Annotated in this window: 11 protein-coding genes; 5 read left to right on the plus strand and 6 right to left on the minus strand. The window is 71.6% G+C overall.

Translation table 11 applies throughout. The annotated features are described in order from the left end of the window. Positions 1 to 196: 196 nt before the first annotated feature. From JYK17_RS05655 to JYK17_RS05675, 5 genes are all read right to left on the minus strand, one after another. On the minus strand, positions 197 to 1,156 hold the full coding sequence (locus JYK17_RS05655) for a threonine/serine dehydratase family protein (RefSeq protein ID WP_222809900.1): 960 nt from the start codon (positions 1,154 to 1,156) through the stop codon (positions 197 to 199). 431 nt (positions 1,157 to 1,587) lie between these two features. Next, positions 1,588 to 2,628: a polyprenyl synthetase family protein gene (locus JYK17_RS05660; protein WP_234547350.1), complete on the minus strand. Its 1,041-nt coding sequence runs from the start codon at positions 2,626 to 2,628 to the stop codon at positions 1,588 to 1,590. Continuing rightward, the gene (locus JYK17_RS05665) at positions 2,625 to 3,665 is read right to left on the minus strand and encodes a tetratricopeptide repeat protein (RefSeq protein ID WP_108012862.1); all 1,041 of its coding nucleotides are present in this window, start codon (positions 3,663 to 3,665) and stop codon (positions 2,625 to 2,627) included. Before JYK17_RS05665 ends, JYK17_RS05660 begins: the two co-directional genes overlap by 4 nt. A 210-nt stretch (positions 3,666 to 3,875) precedes the next feature. After that, positions 3,876 to 4,553: an AIM24 family protein gene (locus tag JYK17_RS05670; protein WP_108012863.1), complete on the minus strand. Its 678-nt coding sequence runs from the start codon at positions 4,551 to 4,553 to the stop codon at positions 3,876 to 3,878. Positions 4,554 to 4,632: 79 nt separating this feature from the next. Beyond that, complete coding sequence (locus JYK17_RS05675; protein WP_222809901.1) at positions 4,633 to 6,057, minus strand: CAP domain-containing protein; 1,425 nt, start codon at positions 6,055 to 6,057, stop codon at positions 4,633 to 4,635. Between the two features lie 415 nt (positions 6,058 to 6,472). Between JYK17_RS05675 and JYK17_RS05680 the strand changes: the two genes are divergently transcribed. The 5 genes from JYK17_RS05680 to JYK17_RS05700 all read left to right on the plus strand — a co-directional run bounded on the left by JYK17_RS05680 (position 6,473) and on the right by JYK17_RS05700 (position 15,158). After that, the gene (locus tag JYK17_RS05680) at positions 6,473 to 8,284 is read left to right on the plus strand and encodes a M4 family metallopeptidase (protein ID WP_222809902.1); all 1,812 of its coding nucleotides are present in this window, start codon (positions 6,473 to 6,475) and stop codon (positions 8,282 to 8,284) included. Positions 8,285 to 8,429: 145 nt separating this feature from the next. Continuing rightward, the gene (locus JYK17_RS05685; protein WP_108012866.1) at positions 8,430 to 9,617 is read left to right on the plus strand and encodes an ROK family transcriptional regulator; all 1,188 of its coding nucleotides are present in this window, start codon (positions 8,430 to 8,432) and stop codon (positions 9,615 to 9,617) included. 26 nt (positions 9,618 to 9,643) lie between these two features. Then, on the plus strand, positions 9,644 to 11,461 hold the full coding sequence (locus JYK17_RS05690; RefSeq protein ID WP_128804074.1) for an alpha-galactosidase D: 1,818 nt from the start codon (positions 9,644 to 9,646) through the stop codon (positions 11,459 to 11,461). Positions 11,462 to 11,487: 26 nt separating this feature from the next. After that, complete coding sequence (locus JYK17_RS05695) at positions 11,488 to 13,872, plus strand: glycosyl hydrolase family 95 catalytic domain-containing protein (protein WP_222809903.1); 2,385 nt, start codon at positions 11,488 to 11,490, stop codon at positions 13,870 to 13,872. Continuing rightward, positions 13,869 to 15,158, plus strand: a complete 1,290-nt coding sequence (locus tag JYK17_RS05700) for an SGNH/GDSL hydrolase family protein (protein WP_222809904.1) — start codon at positions 13,869 to 13,871, stop codon at positions 15,156 to 15,158. The genes JYK17_RS05695 and JYK17_RS05700 overlap by 4 nt, the downstream gene beginning before the upstream one ends. Here the strand turns inward: JYK17_RS05700 and JYK17_RS05705 are convergent. Further along, complete coding sequence (locus JYK17_RS05705; protein ID WP_222809905.1) at positions 15,119 to 18,073, minus strand: helix-turn-helix transcriptional regulator; 2,955 nt, start codon at positions 18,071 to 18,073, stop codon at positions 15,119 to 15,121. The two genes, JYK17_RS05700 and JYK17_RS05705, sit on opposite strands and share 40 nt — an antisense overlap. Between the last annotated feature and the right edge of the window lie 57 nt (positions 18,074 to 18,130).

Below are 18,130 nucleotides of genomic sequence, written 5' to 3' on the forward strand. Positions count from 1 at the left end.
AGTACGGGGAGTACGGCGGCAAGTGTTCAAAGGATCCGCAAATCCACGGTGAGCGCGGGTATTTGTGCATGCGCCGTCGGGTGAATTCGCGGAAGTCCCCTTTACCTGACCGGATTCGAAGAAAACGTTTTCCAGGGACGTTCCGAGGAGTCGGTGCAGAAGTCGTGCAGGAACTGATGCAGTAGTCGGGCAGGAGTCAGCGCAGTCCGAAGCGTTCCGCCCAGCCCATGACGTCCCCGGTCGTGGCATTGCCCCCGCACACGACCAGGCCCAGCCGCGCCCCCTCGCCGACCCGGTCGAGGACCTGGCGGGCGGCGGGAAGCAGACAGCCGGCCGCGGGTTCGGCCCATACCTTGGCGTGCTCGGCGAGGTCGAGCGTGCCCTGCACCGCGTCCCGGTCCGGCACCACGAGCACCTCGTGGACCAGCGCGGACACATGGTCGTACGTCAGTTGCGACGCCGAGGGCGCGCTGAGGGTGGTCACGACGGAGGAGAGATCGACGGCGACCGGCCCGCCCGCCGCCAGCGCCTGCGACATGGCCTGCGCGCCCTCGGTCTCCACGCCCCAGATGCGCAGGTCGGGCCGCCGCGCCCGCATCGCCGTGGCCACACCGGCGATCAGTCCGCCGCCGCCGATGCTGACGAGGACATCGGTGAGTTCGCCCGCGTCGGCGGCGAACTCCACGCCGACGGTGCCCTGTCCGGCGATGACCAGCGGGTCGTCGAAGGGGTGGACCAGCGTGAGTCCCTCGTCCTGCAACCGGTCCACGAGCGCGAACGCCCCGGCCATGTCGTCGGTCAGCCGCACCGACGCGCCGGCGGCCCTGGCGATCTCGACCGACCGCGCGGGTGCCGTACGCGGCATGACCACCGTGGCCTTCACATCGAGCGCGGCGGCCATGACCGCGAGAGCGATGCCGTGATTGCCGCCGCTGACGGCCACGACACCGGCGGCCCGCTCGCCGTCGGTCAGCGACAGCAGCTTGGCGGTCGCCCCCCGCGCCTTGAACGAGCCGGTGCGCTGGAGCAGTTCGAGTTTGACGGTGACCGGGGCACCCAGCAGCGCGGTCAGTCCGGGGCTCGGCAGCGTCGGCGTCCGTACGACATGCGAGGCGATGAGGTCGGCCGCGGCCTCGACGTCAGAGATCCCGATCACGACACTCAACCTTCCGGGTTCTGGCTTCTGGCTTCTGGGTTCCGGCTTGCAGCGCGGGCGCTGATCCGCACCGCCTCGCACCCTTGCGTGTGCGGGGGGCGAGGTCAAATCGATGGCGGGGGAGGGGGAGGAACGGCCTCCGGCCGCCGTCACGTCTCCGGTGGCCGTCGCGCCTCCCGCAGCGCGTCACACCTCTGCGTCACGCCTCCCGCCCCCACGCCCCGCTCTCGTGTCACGCCTCCCGCCCCCAGGCCCCGCTCTCGTGTCACGCCTCCTGCACCGGCGTTCCGACGCTGCGTCACGCCTCCTGCCCCCACGCCCCGCCCCCGTGTCACACTTCCCGCCTCCCCCACGCGCCTCCCGTCGTCGTGTCACACTTCCCGTCTCCCCCACGCGCCTCCCGTCGTCGCGTCACACTTCCCGCCCCCGCGTCACACCTCCCGCCGCACCAAGTACTCCAGCAGCGCCCGCAGTTCGTCCACCGCTCGCGCCTCAAGGGCCGTGTCCGCGAGAGCGGCCTCCACCGCGGCGACGTGGCGGCGCGCCTCGGCCATGGCGGCCGTTCTGCCGCCCGCCGCCTCGATCAGTGCGGCGGCCTCCGCGGGGTCCCCGCCGGCGTCCAGCAGTGCGGCGAGCCGCCGGGACCGGGAGTCGCCGGAGTCGAGCGCGGCCAGCACCGGGAACGTCTTCTTGCGTTCGCGAAGGTCGCCGTGGACGGGCTTTCCGGTCACGGCGGGATCGCCCCAGATGCCCAGGACGTCGTCGACGACCTGGAAGGCGATCCCGAGGTGGCGTCCGGCGCGGTCGAGGGCGTCGACCGCCGGGGGCTCCGCGCCGCCGAGCAGGGCGCCGAGTGAGGCGGCGCAGCCGAGCAGCGCCCCCGTCTTGTGCTCGGCCATCGCCCGGTACTCTTCCGGCCGCACCCGCTGCGGCCCGGTCCACGGGCGGGTGGCGAACAGCAGGTCATCGGCCTGGCCGTGCACCAGGTCGCCGAGCGCCACCGACAGCACCCGCACGGCCCGCGGCCCGCCCGGTGCTACGGCCAGGGTCTCGACGGCCAGCGCGAACAGCGCGTCACCGGCGAGCACGGCGGGCCCGGTGCCGTAGGCCTTCCAGACGGTGGGACGGCGGCGCCGGGCCGCGTCGCCGTCCATGATGTCGTCGTGCAGCAGGGAGAAGGTGTGCACCAGTTCCACCGCCACCGCCGCGGGCACCCCGGCCGCCGCGGGCGCGCCCGCCGCCTCGGCCCCGAGCACGGCCAGGGCCTGCCGTACGCCCTTGCCGCCGGACGCGGCGGCAGGCGCGCCGCCCACCTCGCACCAGCCGAAGGAGTAGGCGGCCATCTCGCCCACCCACGGATGCATCCGGGCCACGGCCTCCGCCAGCGCGGGTCGCACCGACTCGCGGCAGCGGGACAGGATTTGATGAACATCGGCGCGCGCACGCAGCGCCGAGGGCAGCGCCGCCGTCACCGTGCCACCTCCGCGACCGGGGCGAACTCCTCCTGCGCACGGGCCACCATCTCGCGTGCGTGCTTCAGCCCGATGCGCTCCAACTCGTCGGCCAGGTCCGTGAGTTCGGCGGCCGTGTCGGCGCCGTCGCGTCCCAGCCGGGCCAGCGACTTGACCAGTCCGAGCCGGGCCAGCGCCGTTCCGCGCGGCTCGCTCATCGCCCGGAACTCCTCGAGCGCCTCCTCGTACAGGTCCCGGGCCTCGGCCCAACGGCTGGCGCGGTAGAGGACGTTGCCGCGCATCTTGTGGTTGTAGGCGAGCGCGCTGGACAGCTTCATCGCCCGGCACGTCGTCTCCGCCTCGGACAGCAGCCCGAGCGCCCGCTCCACGTCCCCGTCCCGTACCGACACGATGTCGGCGAGACCGCGCAGCGCCCAGGCGTGACCGCGCCGGTCGTCGGCGCGGGCGGCTATCTCGGCCGCCTCCTCGAACAGGGCGAACGCGGTGTCGTACGCGCCGGTGTTGCGGTGGATCTGCGCGATGCCCTCCAGTGCCCACACCGTGTGCCGCGCCTCGCCGCGCCGTCGTGCCTCGGCGAGCAACTGCTCGTGCAGTCTGCGAACGGCCTCGTAGTCGCCCTGGATGCGCCCGGTCTCGGCGAGTCCCGCGAGCGAGTATCCGCGTACGACGACATCGCCGCCGCGTTCGCCGAACTCGGCCGCGAGCCCCAGCAGTCGCCGGGCCAGCGGGAAGGCCCCCCGCTGCCGGGCCAGCGTGCCGCCGCTCCACAGCGCCCATGCCATGGCCGCCGTGTCCCCGGCCTCGCGGGCCGCGCGGTAGCTCGCCTTCCATGCCCGGTCGGCATCCGTGACCTGCCCGAGCCGACGGTGCGCCTCGGCGACCGCGAGCCCGGAACGAGCCGCCTCCCCGTGCTGCCCGGACCGCTCGGCCGCTCTCAACTCCCTTGTGCCGACGGCCAGTACGTCGGTCAGCGAGGAGTTCACGGAGAGTGTGGTGAGCGCGCCCTGGTACTCCGGGGCGAATGCCTTGCCGTACATGGATCCCTTTCGGTCCGTGCGAGGGCCAGCTATACACTGTGCGTATACGCGATATGTATACGTGATGCGTATACTTCCTGTGTATACATGGCGTGTATAGCGCGCCGGAAATGGGCCCCGGCCCAAAGGGCCAGGGCATCAGTTGTTGTGGATCAAGACGTCGTGGCCGCCGGGGAGGTTGCTTCTGAGGCGCAGATCACTTCGCGGGGCTCAGTGCTGCTGAGCCTTCTGGGGTGTCGCCTCGCTCGGGCGCACCACCACATACCCCTCGCCCTGCAGCATCAGCTGAACGGCTTCGCCGGAACCGCCGCGCAGCATCGAGCCGATCGACTGCGAACGGTGCAGCGAGGTCTGCAGTCCGGCCGTCCAGCCGACCACCGCGTCCGTGTCGACATACACCGGGTACTGCGCCGAGACCGGGATGACCAGCGGATTGCCCTCGCATACGAGGCCCAGTCGGCCCTGCCCGGTGAAGACGCTGTTGAACAGGCCGCCGCCGGCGATGCCCGCGCCCTTCACCGTCGAGATGCGGTACGTCAGGGAGGCGTCGAAGCACAGGACGTTGCGGCCGTTGACCGTGAACTCGTCACCGGGGTCCACGTCGACGATGAAGCAGTTCTGCGCCTCGTGCGCGAACCAGGCCTCGCCCTGCCCGCGCACCGCCATGAGCGGCAGCCCCTCCCCGGTCACCGCCCGCTTGAGCATGCCGCCCACGCCCTGGCCCTTGCGCTCGAACTGGAGGTTGCCGCGGTAGGCGATCATCGCGCCCTGGCGGGCGAGCATCTCGCCGTTCACCGCGTACTTGATGCATTTGGCGTTCTCGACGGCCATGCCCGCTTCGGTGGCCGGCTGGACCATGTGGTCGCTGGAAAAGAGGGAACCCTTCATGCGGGCATCCTGTCCCGGAAGTTTCCGTTCTGCCAAGATCGCGGGTGGGTCGGTCGGATTGGTGGAGCCCATAAACCCTTCAGGCGCCGAACAGCTGCGTCCAGTACGTGCCTGCCGGGCCGCCGCCCGCGAGGCCGATCCCGATGTGGGTGAAGTCGGGCTTGAGGATGTTGGCGCGGTGGCCCGGGCTGTTCATCCAGCCGTCGACGACCTCGGCGGGGGAGCGCTGGCCGCACGCGATGTTCTCGCCGATGGTGCGCCGGTGCGAACCCGCCGCCGCGGCCCGGTCCCAGGGCTGGCTCCCGTCCGGCGAGGTGTGCGAGTAGAACACGCGCGTCACCATGTCGGCGCTGTGCGCCTGTGCCGCAGTGGTGAGCAGGGCGTCGGTGGTCAGCGGAGGCAGACCGGCCCTGGCCCGCTCCCGGTTGGTGAGCTCGGTGACCTCGGCCGCCGTCCGCGCCAGGTCACCCGGCGTGAACGGCCTGGCCCACAGCGCGGTCCAGTACATGTCGCCGGAGCGGCTGTCGCTGACGTACCCCAGGCCCGCATGCGTGTAGGCCGGGTCGCACAGCGTGCGGCGCGCCTTCTCGTCGCCCAGGCAGTACTCGACGAAGTCGGCAGCCGTGCGCGGGCCGGAGACCAGGTGCTCGCCGACGGTGAGGTACGCGTATCCGGTGGCCGTCAGGCGCTGGTAGACGGAGACGCCGTCCGCGCCCTCGACCCCGAGTTGTCCGGCGGCGGCCATGGCGGAGGCGTGCGCACGGGCCGCCGACGCGAGGCGTCCGTCCAGGAAGACCGGCGGTGAACCGGCCCTGGCGCGGGCGGGGTTGACGAGAGCGAGGAAGCCGTCGGGGTCGGCCTGCGGTGGGTCGGCGGCATGGAGGTCGACGAGCGTCGGCGTGCGAACGACCGGTCGGCTCGCGGGCGCCGGCGGAGCCTGCGATGGGAGTGATGGTGCGGGGGCGTGGGCCGGTGCCGGCCCTGGCAGGTGTGCGGGCGGCGCCGGTGTGGCACCGGCCGCGTCGTCCTCGACGACGTCCACGCCGAAGTCCCGCGCGAGACCCGCGAGTCCGTCGGCGTACCCCTGCCCGACGGCCCGCAGCTTCCAGCCGGCGCCGCGCCGGTAGATCTCCGCGAGGAGCAGCACCGTCTCCTGTCGCGGGCGCGGCGGCGCGAACCGGGCGAGCGCTCGGCCGCCCTGAGCCGAGACATGGAGCGTGGGGGCGGGGAGGGCACCCGGGGGAGTGGCGGGATCGGCCGGGCTGACGACCACCGTCACCTTGGTGGCACCGGGGCGCAGCCTCGGCGGGTCGACGGTGAGGGTGTCGCCGTCCAGCCGGGCGCCCGGAGCGGACGGCTGGTTGTAGAAGACGAAGTCGGCGTCGTCCAGGACCTTGCCACCGTCGTCGGTGATCAGCGCGGACACGTCGAAGGGGCCGGGCACCCGGACGGTCAGGGCGCCGCCCGGAAGGGGCATGTTGCCTCCGGGGACCAACTCGTTCATCGCGCCGCCCTGGTGTCGTCGTCCCGTCGCGGTGGGCACGACCGCAGTGCTGCCTCGGTGAGCCCGCCCGGTCAACGTCCGCCGGGGCGGCACGGTTCCCGCGCTCCAGGCACCCTCCGAGAGGAGAGCCCTGGCGGATGCGATATGGGTCACATTCACACGAGGCAACTTTCTTCCGTCCCCTCACATCTCCACGGACAACGAACCGTTGGTGATCCGGCGATCACCGAATGATGGTTGTTTGCGAAGTATTGCCCTGTATCGACACGAAACCTGGTTTTTAGTCTTTACATGGACATGACTTGTCCGAAAGGGTTTCGTCCCGGGGCCCGACCAGCCCCCATGGCGCTCAACGGCGCCATGCGTCAGGGCGGTTGGCGTGTCCGGCCGCCTTGCGAGAAAGGAACCCCCACCAGTGCGCAGACCGCACATACGCAACGTGGCGGTCGCCGTCGCGGTGACGACGGCCGCCACGAGCCTTGCGGGCACCGCCTTCGCGACTCCCGCCACGGGGACGGAACACACCGCCGCCGAAGCCTCCACCACTGAAGCCGCCGCCGCGCCCGTGGTGTCCGCCGCGCGTGCCGCCGCGCTCGCCCACTCCTCGGCGACCGGTGTCTCCAAGGGCGACGAACTGCGGGCCGAGGACGTCATGATCGACCCCGAGGGCGCCCGGCACGTCCGCTTCACCCGGACTCATCAGGGCATGCCGGTGCTCGGCGGCGACCTCGTCGTCCACCTGACCGAGAAGCTGACGTACGCGGGTGTCACCCGCGCCGCGGGTCACACCGTCAGGCCGACCGCCGCCACCTCCGCGAAGCTCTCCGCGGCTCAGGCCGAGCAGAAGGCGGCGAAGGCCGCCAAGGGCGAGGCCGGCACCGCCGAACTCGTCGTGGACGCCCGGGACGGCGGGTCCGCCCTCGCCTATCGGGTACGGGTAGGCGGCAGCAGCGTGACCGAGGGCAGTGGCTCCAGCACCGTCGTCATCGACGCCGTCACCGGCAAGGTGCGCAGCAACACGCCCGACAGCGACGCGTTCCTCTCGCCGGAACTGGTCGACACCCTGCGCAAGCGCGGCGAGAAGCTCGAACCCGCCACGGTGTCCGGTGCGCAGTCCGCCCGAACCCTGGCGTCGGCATCGTCGCCGGCCGCCGCCCACTACCCGTCGACCGCCCACGGCACCGGCAAGTCCCTCTTCGTCGGGAAGATACCGCTGACCACCACCCGGACGGCGCGCACCAGTTACCTCCTCAAGGACCCCACCCGCTGGGGCACCGAGACCCGGGACGCCAAGGGGAAGGAACTGGAGACCTTCGCCCGCGGCAAGAAGATCACCACCAGCAATGACGTCTTCGGCAACGGCGCCACCTCCAGCAGGAACAGCGCCGCCGCCGACGCCCAGTACGGCATCACCAAGACCCTGGACTTCTACAAGAAGACCTTCGGCCGCAAGGGCATCAAGAACAACAGCAAGGGCGCCCACGCCCTGGTCCACTTCGGCAAGAAGGTGGCCAACGCGTTCTGGGACTCCGACTGCGACTGCATGCTCTACGGCGACGGTGACGGCGACATGTTCAAGCGGCCGCTCGTTGTTCTCGACGTCACCGGCCACGAACTCACCCACGGCGTCGTGGACGCCACCGCCAAGCTGGAGCCCACCCGCATCGACGCGCAGGGCAACCAGTACGGAGAGCCGGGCGCCCTCAACGAATCCCTCGCGGACATCTTCGGCTCCAACGTCGAATACTTCACCAACAACGCGAAGGACAAGCCGGACTACCTCATCGGCGAGAAGCTCGGCCTGGACCAGAAGTTCCTGCGCCGTCTCGACCACCCGTCCCTCGACAAGCTCGAGGGCACGATCGACTACTGGTCGCCGCAGGTCTACGACGCCGAGGTGCACTCCGGCTCCGGTGTCTCCTCGCACGCGTACTACCTGCTCGCCGAGGGCAGCGGCCACAAGACGATCGGCGGGGTGAAGTACGACTCGCCGACCTACGACGGCTCGACGGTCAAGGGCATCGGCCGCACCAAGGCGACCGCCATCTTCTACCGCGCCCTCACCCGCTACATGGTCTCCACGACCGACTTCCACGACGCTCGCATTGCGACGCTGAAGGCGGCCAAGGACCTCTACGGGCAGAGCAGCACCGCGTACAAGACGGTGGACAAGGCCTGGGCCGCGGTCAACGTCACCGCGGCCAACACCCCGGCCGAGCATCGCTGATCACGTTCGCCGCCACCTCCTGCGACACGGCGGACCCCGTGTCGCAGGAGGGCACCCGGACGCCACAGGGACCGCACAGAGAACCTTCAGGCGATTCCTGTCTCTTTTATTGACAGCGTAAATTAATGGCCCTAGGTTCCCGGCCATGCGCCCGACCCCGCCCGCCGAGACGTTCCCGGCTCATACGCCGGCCGCCTCGCAGATCTTCAGCACGGTGCTGTCCCAGGGCCCCCTCACCAGGCTCGAGGCCGCCCGCCGGGCCGGGTTGTCCGCCGCCGCCGTCACCAAGGCCGTCCGCCCGCTGCTGGCCGCCGGCTATCTCGTCGAGACCGCCGACGACGAGGCGCGCCCCGCTCTCGGACGGCCCGCGAGCCTGGTGCGCGTGGACGGCGGCCGCGCCCACTTCATCGGCCTCAAGGCCACCGGCAGTGAACTCATCGGCGTCCTGACCGACTTGTGCTGCCGGATCCGCGTCGCCCGGCGCGTCGCACTGACGGACCGCCAGGACACCACCGTGCTGGCGGCGATGGGGGAGCTGGTACGCCAACTGCGCGCCGAGGCGGCCGACTTCGGCACACCGGTGCTTGGTCTCGGCGTGGCCCTCTCCGGTGACGTCGACCGCACCGAAGGCGTCGTGCGGTACTCGCCCTTCCTCGACTGGCGGGACGTCCCCCTCGCCGAACTCGCTGCCAAGGTCATGGAGTTGCCGGTCACGGTCGACAACGACGTACGCGCCCTGACCGTCGCCGAGCAGTGGTTCGGGGCGGGCGCCGGTCTCTCCGACTTCGCCGTGGTGACCGTCGGAGCCGGCATCGGCTGCGGGCTCGTGGTGCACGGGCGCGTCGTCGCAGGCGCCCACGGCGTCGCCGGCGAGATCGGTCATGTCACCGTCGACCCGACCGGACCGCCCTGCCACTGCGGCAACCGCGGCTGCGTGGAGGCCATCGCGGGGGACGCCGCGATCCTCCGCCGCATCCGCGAGACGACCGGCGTCGAAGTGGCCGACACCGCCGAGGCCTTGGCACTGGCCCATCGAGGCGTCGCCGGGGCCCGTGAGGCGTATGCCAGGGCGGGCGAGGCGATCGGTCGCGGCATCGCGACCGTGGCCAACCTGTTCGGCCCGCAACGCGTGATCATCTCCGGCGAAGGGCTCGCCGGATACGACCTGTTCGCCGAGCAGATCCGCGACACCTTCACCCGTGCCGCCTTCGGCTCCGCCGCCCACTGCGACGTACGGACCCGCCCGCTCCCCTTCGAGGAGTGGGCACGCGGGGCCGCGGCCACCGCGATCCAGTCCTTCATCACCCCCGACGACCCGCCCCCGAGCCGCTGAACCAACTCCCCCTGGAGGCACGACCCATGCGGTCCTCCCCGTACTCCGCCATGCCCGTACGCACCCTGAGAGCCGCCGTGGTCCTGGCGCTCGCCGCCGGTGCCGTCACCGTCGCTCCCGTGGCCCATGCGAGGCCCGCGGCGCCCACCGTGTCCGTAGCTGCTGATGCGCCCGCGGCCAAGCCCTATATGGGCTGGTCGAGTTGGAGCATGCAGTCGTCCAAGTACCCCGGCCTCAACCCGGACGGCGACTACAGCTATCTCACCGAGGCCAACGTCACCCGGCAGACGGACGCCCTGGCCGCCAAGCTGAAGAAGTACGGCTACGAGTACGTCAACATCGACGCCGGCTGGTGGCGCGACAACGCCTGGAAGCCCGAGTACGACCAGTACGCCCGCCAGAAGGCCGACCCGAAGCGCTTCCCGCACGGCATGAAGGCCGTCGCCGACCACATCCACGCCAAGGGCCTCAAGGCCGGGATCTACCTTCCCGCCGGTCTGGAGAAGGAGGCGTTCGACGATGGCAGGGCGCCGATCCGGAACACCGACGGCTGCACCACCGCCGACATCGTCTACAGCGACCTGCGCACCACCAACGGCTGGGACAGCTCCTACAAACTGGACTTCTCCCGCCCCTGCACCCAGAAGTACATAGACTCCCAGGCCCAGTTGATAGCCGACTGGGGCTACGACTTCCTCAAGCTCGACGGCGTCGGCCCCGGTTCCGGAAAGAGCGGCGACCAGTACGACAACGTCGCCGACGTGGCCGCCTGGCACCAGGCCATCACCGCCACCGGCCGCCCGATCCATTTGGAACTGTCCTGGTCCCTGGACATCGGGCACGCCGCCGACTGGCAGAAGTACTCCCAGGGCTGGCGCATCGACACCGACGTCGAGTGCTACTGCAACACCCTTGCCAGTTGGGAGAACTCCGTCGACGACCGCTGGGACGACGTCCCCGCCTGGACCCGCCACGCAGGCCCCGGCGGCTGGAACGACCTGGACTCCCTCGACGTCGGCAACGGCGAGATGGACGGCCTGACCAAGGCAGAACGGCAGAGCTACGCCACCCTCTGGGCCATCGCCAAGTCACCGCTCTACACCGGCGACGACCTCACCCGCCTCGACTCCTACGGCCTGTCCCTCCTGACCAACAAGGAGGTCATCGCCGTCGACCAGGGCGACACCCCGCCCGCACACCCCATCACCCCGTCCGACCCGCAGCAGGTGTGGGCGGCGAAGAACCCCGACGGCAGCTACACCGTCGCCCTGTTCAACCTCGCCGACCGCCCCGCGTCCGTCTCCGCACCCTGGGCCACGCTCGGCTTCACCGGCAGGGCCGGCGTCCGCGACCTGTGGAACCACGAGAACCTCGGCAGCTTCAAGGACCGGATCACCGAGGCCCTGCCCGCCCACGGCTCACGCCTGTTCACCGTCACCCCGCACGGCAGCGCCCTCGACCTCACCGCCCACGAGGCGGAGGCGTCCTCCAACACGCTCGCCGGCAACGCCTCCGTCGCCGACTGCTCCGCCTGCTCCGGGGCGAAGAAGGTCGGCAATCTCTACCTCGGCGGCAAGCTCACCTTCAACGACATCGTCGTCCCCAAGTCCGGCACCTACCAGGTGAGGATCGCCTACGTCAGCGGCGACGCCCGCTCGGCGGTCGTCTCCGCGAACGGCGGCGCAGGGGCGAGCCACAAGTTCCCCTCGACCGGCGACTGGGGGACCGTAGGAGCGGTTACCGTGCCGCTGACCCTCAAGGCCGGCTCCAACACGATCACCTTCGACAGCGGCAACGGCTACGCACCTGACATCGACCGGATCGACGTACCGAAGTCCTCCTGACCCCTTCGTACTTCGTAGGAGCCGCCATGCACACCGATCCGTCCCACCTGCCCAGACGCGACCTGCTCGCCCTCGCCGCGACCACCGGCGTGGCGCTGGCCGGACTCCCCGCCTTCACCGCCCACGCGACACCGGAGCGACCCGATGACACCAACTCGCCCTCGCACATGAGCAGTTCACGGGACACGCTCTGGTGGCAGGCGCCCGCCGACGACGACTCCATGATCGAACAGGGCCTGCCCGTCGGCAACGGCCGCCTCGGCGCCCTCGCGAGCAACGATCCCGGCCGCGAGCTGCTCCTCGTCACCGACGCCACCCTGTGGACCGGCAACCTCAACGACACGCTCGACGCGGACGGCCAATTCCCCTACGACCGCGACAACTTCGGCTCCTTCACCCTGCTCGGGAAGCTGACCGTCGACCTGCCCGACCACGACCTCGGCGCCGTCTCCGGCTACCGCCGCACCCTCGACCTCGCGCGCGGCGTGGTCACCACGTCGTACGTCCGCTCGGGGGTGACGTATCAGCGGCAGATCTTCGCCAGCCGCCCCGACGACGTGATCGTCCTGCACTTCACCCAGAGCGGCGGCGGCCGCTACACCGGCACCGTCACGCTGGAGGGCACGCACGGGGAGGGCACGCACGGGGAGGGCACGGCGGTCGCCTTCGGGGCCGCGTTCGCCAACGGCCTGAAGTACGGGGCCGCCGTCACCGCCCACGGCACCGGCGGCCGGGTCACGGTCGGCGGCTCACGGATCGACTTCGCCGGCTGCAAGGACCTCACCGTGGTGCTGAGCGGCGGCACCGACTACGCGCCGGACGCCGCCAAGGGCTTCCGCGACCCCTCCCTCGACCCCGAGCAGCTGGCCCGTACGAAGGTCCGCGACGCCGCAGCCCACTCGGCGGACACCCTGCTGAGAACCCATGTCGCCGACCACAGCGCCCTGTTCGGGCAGTTCGACCTCGCGCTCGGCACGTCCTCCGACGGCCAGCGGTCCCTGGACACCTGGGAGCGGATCAAGGCACGCACGGAGACCGGCGACCCGGACCCCGAACTCGAGGCCGCCTACGTGCAGTTCGGCCGCTATCTGATGATCTCGGGATCGCGCGGCAGCCTGCCGCTCGGCCTGCAGGGGCTCTGGCTCGACGGCAACGACCCGGCCTGGATGGGCGACTACCACACCGACATCAACATCCAGATGAACTACTGGATGGCCGACCGCGCGGGACTGTCCTCCTGCTTCGACGCACTCACCGACTACTGCCTCGCTCAGCTCCCCTCCTGGACCGACCTCACCCGCCGCCTGTTCAACGACTCCCGCAACCGCTACCGCAACTCCAGCGGAAAGAACGCCGGCTGGACCATCGCCATCTCCACCAACCCCTACGGCGGAGGCGGCTGGTGGTGGCATCCCGCGGGCAACGCCTGGCTGTGCAACAGCCTGTGGGAGCACTACGAGTACACGCGGTCACGGGCCCATCTGGAGAAGATCTACCCCCTCCTCAAGGGCGCCTGCGAGTTCTGGGAGGCGCGGCTGCTGACCACCACCCTGCCGGGCAGCTCGCGCGAGGTCCTGATCGCCGACAGCGACTGGTCGCCCGAACAGGGCCCGCTCGACGCCAAGGGCATCACCTACGCCCAGGAACTCGTGTGGGCGCTGTTCGGCAACTTCTGCACTGCGGCGACCGAGCTGCGGTGCGACAATAGTGCCGCGGCGAGGATTTCTGGCCTCCGCAAGCGGCTGTACCTTCCGCAGGTGAGCCCGAAGACCGGCTGGCTGGAGGAGTGGATGAGCCCCGACAACCTCGGTGAGACCACCCACCGTCACCTGTCGCCGCTCGTAGGACTGTTCCCCGGAGACCGCATCCGCCCGGACGGCTCCACCCCCGACGACATCGTGGCCGGCGCCACCGCCCTGCTCACCGCGCGCGGCATGAACAGTTTCGGATGGGCCAACGCCTGGCGCAGTCTGTGCTGGGCCCGTCTCAAGGACGCCGACAAGGCCTACCAGCTGTTCGTGAACAACCTCCGCCCCTCGACCGACGGCAGCAACGGCACCGCACCCAACCTCTTCGACATCTACGAACTGGGACCGGGCGACGGCGCCTTCCAGATCGACGCCAACTTCGGCACACCCGCCGCCGTCGTCGAGATGCTCCTGTACTCACGCCCCGGCCATCTGGAACTGCTGCCGGCCCTCCCCGACGCCTGGGCGAAGTCCGGATCGGTGCGGGGCGCCGGGGCGCGCGGCGGCTTCGTCGTCGATCTGAGCTGGCGGGACGGAAAACCGACCGAAGTGCGCATCCGCAGCGTCGGCGGCCGCACCACCACCGTCGCCCACGGCGGCACCTCCAGATCCGTGACCCTCCGGCCCGGCGCCTCGGTCACGCTGAGGGACTTCGCCCGGTGAGGGCCCGCCTCGCCCGGGCCTGCCGACTCGGGGCGCTCCTGCTGCTGGCGGGCACCGTCCAGGCCACACCGGTGCACGCGTCCGCCGAACAGCCCGCGTTCACCGTGGCGGGAGCCCCCGCCGACCGCCGCGACGTCGTCACCTGGGGCGCGAGCGCCGACCGTATGAGCAACGCGGTCGCCGACCGCGGCTACCGGCTGATCGTCCACACCAGCGTGGCCGGACGCGCGCTGCGGATCCGGCTCTCCAACGCCTTCGGCGACCGTCCGGTGACCTTCGACAACGTCTACGCCGGCGTCCAGAAGACGGGCGCCGAACTGGTCCACGGCAGTAACCGCCCGCTCACCTTCGATGGCGCCCGCTCCGTCACCGTCCCCGCGGGCGGCGCCGTCCTGACCGACCCCCTGCCGGGCAGGATCCCCGCCGCGACCAACCTCGTCGTCAGCATCCACTCACCGGACGCGGCGGGCCCCGCCACCGGCCACTGGATGGCCATGCAGACCTCCTACGCAACCCAGGGCGACCACACCGCCGAGGAGGGCGCCGACCCCTGGACGGAGGTGATCGGCTCCTGGTTCTACCTGGACGCCGTCACCGTGCGCCCCCTCGCCGGCACCGGGGCCGTGGTCGCCCTCGGGGACTCCATCACCGACGGCTGGGACTCCTCCAGCGACCTCAACCGCCGCTGGCCCGACTACCTGGCCCGCCGGCTGCACGCCGCCGACGCCGAAGTCCAGGGCGTGGCGAACGAAGGGATCTCCGGCAACAAGATCCTGGCGGACGGCGGCGGGCAGAGCGTCCTGAAGCGACTGCAGCGCGATGTGCTGTCCCAGTCGGGCGTGCGCACCGTCTTCTTCTTCGAGGGCGTCAACGACATCAAGGCCCACTCCGGGGTCACCGCCCAGGACCTCATCGCCGGCTACCGCCAGGTGGCGGAGCGCGTCCACGCGGCCGGCAAGTGCGTCGTCGGCGCCACCGTCGGCCCGTACAAGGGCTGGTCGGAATGGGACGCGGCCGGTGAGAAGGTACGTCAGGAGGTCAACGCCTATATCCGCGACAGCGCTGACTTCGACGCCGTCACCGACCTCGACCGCATCCTCCGCAGCCCCTACGACCCCGAGCGCATGCTGCCCGCCCTCGACAGCGGCGACCATCTGCACCCCAACGACAAGGGCATGCAGGCCATGGCCGACGCCGTCGACCTGAAGAGCCTCGACTGCGACAGCCACGGCCGGGCCGGCCGAGGTCAGCCCGAGGCCGACGGCTCCGGTGCGATCAGCCCCTGACGGTAGGCGATCGCCACCGCCTCCGTACGGCTGGAGGCGCCCAGCTTGGCCAGGATGTTGGAGACATGCACGCTGGCCGTCTTGCCGCTGATGAACAGCTCCTCGCCGATCTGCCGGTTGCTGCGGCCGCGCGCGAGCAGCCGCAGCACGTCCTGCTCGCGGGCCGTCAGCGGCGAGGGGCGCGCCCCCCGCGAGGGGGCGTCGGCGAGACGGCCGCGCCGTACGAGATCGTCGATCCGCTCCAGCAGGGGAGCCGCACCGAGCCGCTCCGCCACCGCTCTCGCCTCGTGCGCCTGGACGGCCGCCTCCTCGCGCCGCTCGGCGGTCAACAGGGCCTCGGCGAACCGCACCTGGCTGCGCAGATGCTCGTACACGTCCCCGAAGCCGAACGCGTTCATCGACTTCTCCCAGGCCTCCGCGTCCGGCCCGGAGACCACGCGCAGCCACTCCGCCTCGGCACGCGCCAGCCAGGCCATTCCCTCCGGACCCTGCGGGCCGCCGTGCTCGCCGTGCCGGGCCGTCTGCCGGGCCAGTTCGACCAGTTCGTCCGCTGTGTCCTTCCAGCGGTGCGCCTCACCGCCGGCCGCGCGCAGCTCCACCGCCGCGTCGGCGACCGCCGCCAGGGCCAGCGCCGCCAACCGGACCGTCACGTCGGGGCGATTGCCCGAGTCGTCGGTCAGCGCCGCGACCGTGGCACGCGTGCGCTCCACCGCCGCTTCCGGCTCGCCCCGCAGCACCGCGGCCTCGGTCAGCGCGAGGCCCGCGACCAGGGTGGCCATCCAGTCGAAAGGCCCCTCCAGCAGGGCCTGGGCCCGCTCGACGGCACGCAGGTCGCCGCGGGCCAGCGCCACATACAGCGCGGGCCCCATGGTGTAACCGCCCGCCGCCGGCAGGACGGCCGCGTCCGCCGCCGCGGCCCGGGTGCACTCGTCCCAGCGGCCCAGTGTGTACAGCACCAGCAGATGCAGATAGCGCATCTCCAGCGGATACGGCGACGACAGCAGCCCGGCGCGGCGGGCCCGGTCCAGGCCCTCCGTCACCCACGGCAGACAGCCCTCCAGATTGCCCGCCTCGAAACAGCCGACCGCCAGATTGAACAGGGCGCGCATCTCCACCGGGGTGTTGCCCGCCTGCCGCGCCAGCTCGCGGGCCTCCTCCAGCCGCTCCTGGTTCTCGGGGCTGCGCCGTCCGTCGCCCTCGAGGATGGCCAGCGAGACCAGCAGATCCGCCCGCGCGTCGGTGACCCGCAGCTGCTCCGCGACCTGCAGGGCCTGGCGGGCGACCCGCAGGGCCGTTTCGTTCTCCCCTATGTGGCGGGCCGCGATGACATGCGTGGCCGCCGCCCACACCCAGGTCCGGCTCGGCGGCTCGGCGGGGATCATCGCGAGCGCCTCACTGCTGTAGGCGAACGCGGCCGTCAGGCTGTCGACGCTCATCAGATTGCCCGCCAGCGTGTAGCGCACCCGGGCGGCGAGCTCGTGGTCGGTGTCCTGGCCGGTGCTGGCGAGCGCGGCCCGGGTCAGTGACACCGCCCGGTGCGACTCACCGGCGTGCGCGGCCGCGGCCGAGGCACGCAGCGTGAGCGTCACCCGGTCGACGCCGTCGCCCGAGGGACGCGCCGCGGGATCCACCGACTCCCACAGGTCGAGCGCGGTCTCCAGGTGGCGCAGCTCCTCGGCGGGCGCGCCCACCCGCTCGGCATGTCCGGCCGCCTCCAGGGAGGCGGCGAGTGCGTCGGGCAGGTCATGGCTCTCGCGGTAGTGGTGGGCGCGCTCGGCCGCGCTCTCGGCCGGATGGCCACGGCCCGCGAGCAGCCGCGCGAACGTGCCGTGCAGCCGTGACCGTTCCCCCGGCAGGAGATCGGCGTACACCGCCTCGCGGGCCAGGGCGTGCCGGAAGGCGTAGGTGTCGTTGCCGCTGGGGACCAGGAGCTGGCGGCCGATCGCCTCCCGCAGCGCCGCCTCCAGTTCGTCCTCGGGCAGTCCCACCGCGTCCCGCAGCAGGTCGTGCTCCACGCGCCGCCCGGCGACGGCGGCCGTGCGCAGCACCTGCTGGGCGGTGTCGGACAGCTGCTCGATCCGGATGAGGAGGACGTCGGCCAGCCCGCTGGGCACACCGCCCGCCTCCGTGTCGGTGGCCGCGAGCAGCTCCTCCGCGTAGAAGGCGTTGCCCTCGGCGCGCTCGACGATGCCGCGCACCGTGGCGTCCGGCAGGGGGCGGTCCTGCAGTGCCCGCACCAGGCGGGTCACCTCGGCGTCGGCCATGGGCCGCAGCTCCACCCGCTCGACCGCGGGCAGCCGCACCAGCTCGGCGAGCAGGGGACGCAGCGGATGCCGGCGGTGCAGGTCGTCCGCGCGGTACGAGGCGAAGACCGCCAGCCGGTGCGTGGGGGCGCCGCCGGCGGACCGCTGCAGGATCCCGCGGCTGAGCAGGAAGCGCAGCAGGTCCCGGGAGGACTGGTCGGCCCAGTGCAGGTCCTCCAGGACCAGCAGCAGCGGAGCGATCTCCGAGAGGTCGGCCAGCAGTGCCGCCATGCTCTCGAAGAGCTGGAGCCGGCCGCCCAAGTCCCGCCCGGCGTCCGTGGCCGCGCCGCGCAGCCGGCCGACCACCGGATGCGACGCGAGGACCTCGGCGAACCGTTCGTCGCCGCCCAGCACGCCCAGCACCTCGGTGAACGGCAGATACGGCAGGCCGACGTCACCGAGGTCGACGCAGTGACCCGTGAGGACGGTCATCCCGTCGCGGACGGCCCGCCCGGCGAGCTCGTCCAGCACCCGGGTCTTGCCCACGCCCGCGTCCCCGGCCAGCAGCACGGCCCGAGCCTCCCCGGCGCGGGCGCGCTCCAGCACCCCGGAGAGCCGGGCGACTTCCTCGTCCCGGCCGATGAGCGGCGTGGTGAATACGGTCTGCGGCACGCATCCATCCTGGCACGCGGCACTGACACGGCCCCGGGGATTGTTCAGCGGGCGTGA

The organism is Streptomyces plumbidurans, assembly GCF_019857225.1.
GTDB lineage: Bacteria > Actinomycetota > Actinomycetes > Streptomycetales > Streptomycetaceae > Streptomyces > Streptomyces plumbidurans.

What these genes read in the sequence shown, in the direction of transcription:
- JYK17_RS05665 (WP_108012862.1), bottom strand. Translation starts at nt 3,665, where the DNA reads ATGTACGGCAAGGCATTCGCCCCGGAGTACCAGGGCGCGCTCACCACA.
- JYK17_RS05670 (WP_108012863.1), bottom strand. Translation starts at nt 4,553, where the DNA reads ATGAAGGGTTCCCTCTTTTCCAGCGACCACATGGTCCAGCCGGCCACC.
- JYK17_RS05675 (WP_222809901.1), bottom strand. Translation starts at nt 6,057, where the DNA reads ATGAACGAGTTGGTCCCCGGAGGCAACATGCCCCTTCCGGGCGGCGCC.
- JYK17_RS05685 (WP_108012866.1), top strand. Translation starts at nt 8,430, where the DNA reads ATGCGCCCGACCCCGCCCGCCGAGACGTTCCCGGCTCATACGCCGGCC.
- JYK17_RS05690 (WP_128804074.1), top strand. Translation starts at nt 9,644, where the DNA reads ATGCGGTCCTCCCCGTACTCCGCCATGCCCGTACGCACCCTGAGAGCC.
- JYK17_RS05695 (WP_222809903.1), top strand. Translation starts at nt 11,488, where the DNA reads ATGCACACCGATCCGTCCCACCTGCCCAGACGCGACCTGCTCGCCCTC.